The sequence below is a fragment of the Natronomonas sp. genome (assembly GCF_046710025.1).
GTDB lineage: Archaea > Halobacteriota > Halobacteria > Halobacteriales > Haloarculaceae > Natronomonas.
Genome location: NZ_JBKEGK010000248.1, coordinates 1 through 3,621 on the forward strand (window position 1 = coordinate 1; position 3,621 = coordinate 3,621).

Below are 3,621 nucleotides of genomic sequence, written 5' to 3' on the forward strand. Positions count from 1 at the left end.
AAAACATTCGTCATCTGCCGTTCGTGGTCATGACCGGACGCTCGTCGCTCGATTTCGAGATTCCGGAGATGATCTCGGACGCGCTCGCCGAATACGGGATCGTCTGTGGCCGCGCAAACGTCCGGGGGGAGACGGGGCCGCGGAACGCCGTCGCGACTGGGCTCGTGCTCTCACATATTGAGGGGGGCTCACATCTTGAGTTCGAGATTCCGGGAGAGCTCACCTCGGCGCTCGAGCGGACGCGCCTGCAGGCTGACGGGCAGTAAAGTTATACACACGGAGTAACATACCACATGGTATGAGTGGCTGTCGAGGCGAGGTCGAATCCAGCGATGACGTGCCCCGGGTCTTCGTGCGGTGCATCGGCGACCGGGAACCCGACCTCGTTCAGTACATCGAACACGGGATCGAGGAGGAAGGAGTCTCCTGGGCCGTCCAGCCGGGATACGATGACGATAGCGTCGCCGTCGCTCATGGGGCGGCGATGGACTCGAAGCTCAAGATCGGAGTCGGCGTGACCCCGGATGCCCGCGTGATCGTCCACCACAAACAACTCCCGAGCGACGACCCGCTGTTCGACGTCGCAGAACCTACCACGGAGGACGCCCGAAGGTTGGGATCAAACGCCGCCCGACTCGCAAAGCGGATGCCGCTCAAGCAGGTCGGGTAGAGTCAGGTGTGATGAGCCACGCGAAGACTGCGAAGGCAGTCTCCGAAGAACGCAACGGTTTTTTATCTATAAACAATAGTATATTAGGTGGAATGTCAACGGAACACACGGCGTACATCGAGACCCTGGCCCACGTAAACTGTGGGGAGTGCGACGGCTACTGGGGCCTGAGTGACATCACAAAGGCGGATCTCTCCGGAACGGAGTGGTCCTGTCCGCACTGCGGACACAGCCAACCGATCGGCGAGTTCGTCGAGAGCTGACCGACGGGCGATCGAAGCGACGTACAGAGCGACGACCGAAACACGCGACACACCGATTCAGACAGATGAAAATATACACACGACGCGGCGACGAGGGAAAAACGGACCTCCGGGACATGAGCCGTATCTCGAAGGCCAGTCCGCGGATAACCGCCTACGGGAACGTCGACGAACTCAACTCGCTCGTGGGGCTGGCCCGTCCGACGGGATTTGATGATGTCGACGAGATGCTGCGATCGATACAGAATCACCTGCACATCGCGCAGGCGGAGCTCGCGAACCCGGACCCGGACGAGGACGATCCGGTGGTCACGGCCGAACACACAGAACAACTAGAGGCGTGGATAGACGAGGCAAACGATGAACTTGAGCCGCTCGAGTCGTTTGTCCTCCCCGGTGGCGGCGAGGCGGGGTCGAGGCTTCACCACGCCCGCTCGGTCTGCCGGCGAGCGGAGCGAAGGGCGGTCGTGTTCACGGCCGAGACGGACGGGGCCAACGAGGAGGTCAGGGCGTATCTCAACCGGCTGTCCGACCTGCTGTTTACCCTCGCCAGGCTGGCGAACCAGCGGGACGGGGTCGCCGAGGAGAACCCGGAGTACTGAACCGCGGCCGTCCACATTAGTTATAAAAAATTTATATAAGATATGCTAATGTAATTAATATCAGGAACCTCTGCGGATGCAGGAACGCATCGGCGCTTCAGTAGGAGTCAACGAGAGAGCGTGACAGCCGTCGACTGATCGCCGGAGGGCGTGCTCGCTGTCACCCCGACGCTTGCGCGATGATAGATAGATGGGCTCTGAGAGAGCCGTTTCGCTACGGAATGGTCTGTCGTCTCGCCAGAGGCCGGCTTTCGGATCGCCAGCTTTTATATATGGCACTAACGCCCGGCCGCAGTACTGGTAACTGTTCCCAAAGCGGTAGTGAAACACTGTCGCCCTGACGATGGTGTCCCGTTCGGGGGTGTAAGTGGTATCACCGTTATCAATCGGCGGGAAAACAGCAAGAGACTTATTAACAGTAAATATATATTTCCCGTAAACGATAAAATGTCAAATGTGTTGCTGCCCGAAGCGGACGCCGACCGCCGGGCGGTCCGGGACGATTGGTTGATTCCGGCATCGAGACCGACAATCCGGGGGGAGTTCACTCCGAAGCCGATCATCTGATCCGGGGGTGGCCGCTCAGTTCACCCCCAGCCATTCACTCCGCCCCCGGCCGCTCACTTCGAATCTAATCGATCGCGATGTGCCGCGACTAACTGTTCAGCCTCGGCGCGGTTCTGCGTCGATTGCCAACGGACCCGTGCCGCGTCCCCGTAGGCGAGTGCTTCCTTGAGTTCACTCCGCAGCGGTCCATGATCGACCTCGAGAACGGTTCCTTCGTCGTCCCCGAGTTCGTAGATCCCGTAGCGATCCGGCACCGACCCGACCGTCGACCGTTCGAGTTCCTCCCATCCCTTTTTAAGCGGCATCAGGCCTCGCTCCCCTCGTTAGTTTCGTCGTCGCGGCCGGTGTCGGTACTGCCGGCGGCGTCGGTGCCTGCGGCGTTGGCGCTGTTGCCCTCATCTCCGGTGTCGGCAATGAGCTCGTAGGCCGCCTCGCCGGTTTCGTCCTCGGCGAAGACGAACACTCGGCCGCGGGCGACCTCGGGGTCGGCAGAGACCTCGATCCGGTAGCCGCGGTTCTCGACGTCGACGCCGGGGAACAGCGACGCCGTCTCGCCGCGTTCGAGGACGATCCGACCCACACCCGTCGATTCGAGGATCCTATCGGCGGTAGTCCGGTCGTTGACGTACATCATGACGCCCTCGGTCCCGCCGGGCGAGGTGACGAGGACGTGGACGTCGCGGCCGGGTGGACAGACGACGTTCTCTTCGCGCTTTTGTGGGACGCCGTGGTAGAAGACGGACCGGCCGTCGACGTACTCCACCTCGACGCCCTCGGGGTCGAGGCTGACGCCGAGCGTTTCGGGCGCGATGTCGCTTCGCTCAGTCATCCCGAAGTCGTTTGGGCGGCGCCGGCAAAAGGGGGACGGTTCGGGCGGGCCGCCGGGCCGCAGAACCGAACAGGCGGGGGAGCGACAGGACGGCGGAGCGACGGCGTGAGCCGATCACGGCCGGTCAGTCATCGTCGCGGGCGGCGATCACCGTCTCGCCGGCCCGGACGCGCTGGCCTTCTATCACCCGGACATCGTCGAGGTCGTACGTCGGGGAAAGGAGCACGTCGGCACGCGATCCAAAGGAGATGTGCCCGATACGGTCCCCGCGGGCAAGCGTCTCGCCTCCCTCGACGTAGGGGTGAATCCGGCGGGCCACCGCGCCCGCCACAAGGGTCACCCCGTGATCCCCGAGATCGATCCGAACGCGCTCGTTGCGCTCTGACTCCTTGCTGAACGCGGGGAGGTGTTTTCCCGGAGTGTGTTCGACCGCCTCAATCGTCCCCTCGGCCGGTGCGCGGTTGATGTGGACGTCCGTGACGTTCATGAACACCGCGACACGGACGCGGTTGTCCTCGCGGCGGACGACCGATACCCGACCGTCAGCAGGGGAGACGATCCCCGACGGCGGGGGTGAACGCCGGGGATCGCGGTGGAACCAAACCGTCACCACAACGGCGAGCAGACAGCCGATGGCCAGCGGCGGACTCAGGAACGCCAGTGGGACAGCAAGGAGAAGTGGCGGCCGAG

At 62.8% G+C, this 3,621-nt stretch carries 7 protein-coding genes; 4 read left to right on the plus strand and 3 right to left on the minus strand.

Annotated features, from left to right (window positions below):
• The 4 genes from ACI944_RS13100 to ACI944_RS13115 form a co-directional block, all read left to right on the plus strand.
• On the plus strand, positions 1–266 hold a 266-nt coding region (locus tag ACI944_RS13100), incomplete at its 5' end, for a diol dehydratase reactivase ATPase-like domain-containing protein (RefSeq protein WP_411719476.1).
• A gap of 32 nt (positions 267–298) precedes the next feature.
• Positions 299–670 carry a glycerol dehydratase reactivase beta/small subunit family protein gene (locus ACI944_RS13105; protein ID WP_411719477.1) on the plus strand — a complete coding sequence of 124 codons (372 nt, stop codon included), beginning with the start codon at positions 299–301 and terminating at the stop codon, positions 668–670.
• 92 nt (positions 671–762) lie between these two features.
• Complete coding sequence (locus tag ACI944_RS13110) at positions 763–933, plus strand: hypothetical protein (RefSeq protein WP_411719478.1); 171 nt, start codon at positions 763–765, stop codon at positions 931–933.
• Between the two features lie 65 nt (positions 934–998).
• Positions 999–1,535, plus strand: a complete 537-nt coding sequence (locus ACI944_RS13115) for a cob(I)yrinic acid a,c-diamide adenosyltransferase (RefSeq protein ID WP_411719479.1) — start codon at positions 999–1,001, stop codon at positions 1,533–1,535.
• Between the two features lie 620 nt (positions 1,536–2,155).
• Here ACI944_RS13115 and ACI944_RS13120 read toward each other — a convergent pair.
• From ACI944_RS13120 to ACI944_RS13130, 3 genes are all read right to left on the minus strand, one after another.
• Positions 2,156–2,407 (minus strand): hypothetical protein, encoded by a 252-nt coding sequence (locus tag ACI944_RS13120; RefSeq protein WP_411719480.1) that lies wholly within the window; start codon positions 2,405–2,407, stop codon positions 2,156–2,158.
• Complete coding sequence (locus tag ACI944_RS13125; protein WP_411719481.1) at positions 2,407–2,931, minus strand: DUF5796 family protein; 525 nt, start codon at positions 2,929–2,931, stop codon at positions 2,407–2,409. The genes ACI944_RS13120 and ACI944_RS13125 overlap by 1 nt, the downstream gene beginning before the upstream one ends.
• A 124-nt stretch (positions 2,932–3,055) precedes the next feature.
• On the minus strand, positions 3,056–3,621 hold a 566-nt coding region (locus ACI944_RS13130; protein ID WP_411719482.1), incomplete at its 5' end, for a protein sorting system archaetidylserine decarboxylase.

Excerpts from the sequence above, each read along its gene's own strand:
- ACI944_RS13115 (WP_411719479.1), top strand. The coding sequence starts at position 999 with ATGAAAATATACACACGACGCGGCGACGAGGGAAAAACGGACCTCCGG.
- ACI944_RS13120 (WP_411719480.1), bottom strand. The coding sequence starts at position 2,407 with ATGCCGCTTAAAAAGGGATGGGAGGAACTCGAACGGTCGACGGTCGGG.
- ACI944_RS13125 (WP_411719481.1), bottom strand. The coding sequence starts at position 2,931 with ATGACTGAGCGAAGCGACATCGCGCCCGAAACGCTCGGCGTCAGCCTC.
- ACI944_RS13110 (WP_411719478.1), top strand. The coding sequence starts at position 763 with ATGTCAACGGAACACACGGCGTACATCGAGACCCTGGCCCACGTAAAC.
- ACI944_RS13105 (WP_411719477.1), top strand. The coding sequence starts at position 299 with ATGAGTGGCTGTCGAGGCGAGGTCGAATCCAGCGATGACGTGCCCCGG.